The following is a 1,486-nucleotide window of genomic DNA, read 5'->3' on the forward strand; positions in this document are numbered from 1 at the left end:
TCCGCTGTTTCAGGTGCTCTTGGTGTTCCAGAACAATGCGCGCCCCGAGATCGCGCTGGAGGGGGTCAGCGTCGAGCCGCTGATGGTGGGCACCCGTACCGCCAAATTCGACATCGATATCCAACTCAGCGAGGTGCCCGGGGAGGATGCGGGGACGCCGATGGCCGCAGGCGTGTTGACGTATGCCACCGATCTGTATGACCGGGCCAGCATCGAGCGGATGGTCACCTGGTTTGGCCGGGTGATCGAGGCGGTCGTGGCCGACCCCTCGGTGACGGTGGGTGGGGTGTCGCTGCTGGATCGCACTGAGCGTGATCTGGTGCTGTCGGGCTGGTCGGGTGCGGGAGTGACCGCGCCGGTGGGGCTGGCGCCGCAATTGTTGGCCGCGGCGGTGGCCGCCGATGCCGACGCGGTGGCGGTCATCGACGGCGGCCGGGAGTTCTCGTACCGCGAGCTTGATCAATGGTCGACGCGGTTGGCGCGCATGTTGATCGAGGCGGGGGTGGGCCCGGAGCGCGCCGTGGGCGTGGCGATGGATCGGTCTGTGGAGTTGGTCGTGGCCTGGTGGGCGGTGCTCAAGGCCGGTGGAGTGTATGTGCCGGTAGATCCGACCCACCCGGTGGAGCGCATAGTGGCGGTGCTCGACGCGGTGGACGCCGTGTGCGTGTTGACGTGCAGCGCCGACACGGTCGCCGGCGCGCGCCCGGTGCTACGCATCGATGGTCTGGATGTGTCCGGGCACTGCGCGGATCCGATCACCGATGCCGAGCGGTTGGCGCCATTGGGGGTAGATAACACCGCCTATGTGATCTTCACGTCCGGGTCCACCGGTATGCCCAAGGGGGTAGCGGTCAGCCACGCCGGTCTGCTGGGGGTGGCCGCCGCGCAACGGGCGATGTTCGGGTTGGGCGCGGATGCGCGGGTGCTGATGGTGGCCGCGCCGACCTTTGATGCGTCGCTCTTTGAATGGTTGTTGGCGGTGGCGCCGGGGGCGGCGTTGGTCGTGGCGCCGCCGGACGCGTATGCCGGGGAAGCGTTGACCGCTTTGATGCACGACCAGCGGGTCAACGTGGCGTTGTTGACTCCGACGGTGTTGTCGTCGCTGGATCGGGCCCGGCTCGGCGGACTTCGCACGCTGATGACCGGCGGGGAGGCCTGCCCGGGTGAAGCGGTTTCCGCCTGGGCGCCGGGTCGGTCGATGTTCAACGCCTATGGGCCCAGCGAGGCCACCATCTGGGTTACCCATGCGCCGCTGGTGGCGGGGCAGCCGGTACGCATCGGCGCCCCGATCGCGGGGGCGTGCGCGCTGGTGCTGGATGCGCGCCTGAACCCGGCCCCGCCCGGGGTGGTGGGCGAGTTGTATCTGAGCGGGCCGGCGGTCGCACACGGCTATATCGGCCGGATGGAGCTGACCGCGGAACGGTTCGTGGCCAATCCTTTTGGCGGCCCGCACGGGGTCCCGGGAACACGTATGTATCGCACCGGG

General features: G+C 69.0%; 1 protein-coding gene. It reads left to right on the forward strand.

The window, feature by feature from the left end; translation table 11 throughout:
* Window positions 1-1,486: amino acid adenylation domain-containing protein (locus A5760_RS24855; protein ID WP_155764470.1), on the forward strand; the 1,486-nt coding region annotated here is incomplete at both ends.

It is taken from the genome of Mycobacterium colombiense (assembly GCF_001665835.1).
GTDB classification, from domain to species: domain Bacteria; phylum Actinomycetota; class Actinomycetes; order Mycobacteriales; family Mycobacteriaceae; genus Mycobacterium; species Mycobacterium colombiense_A.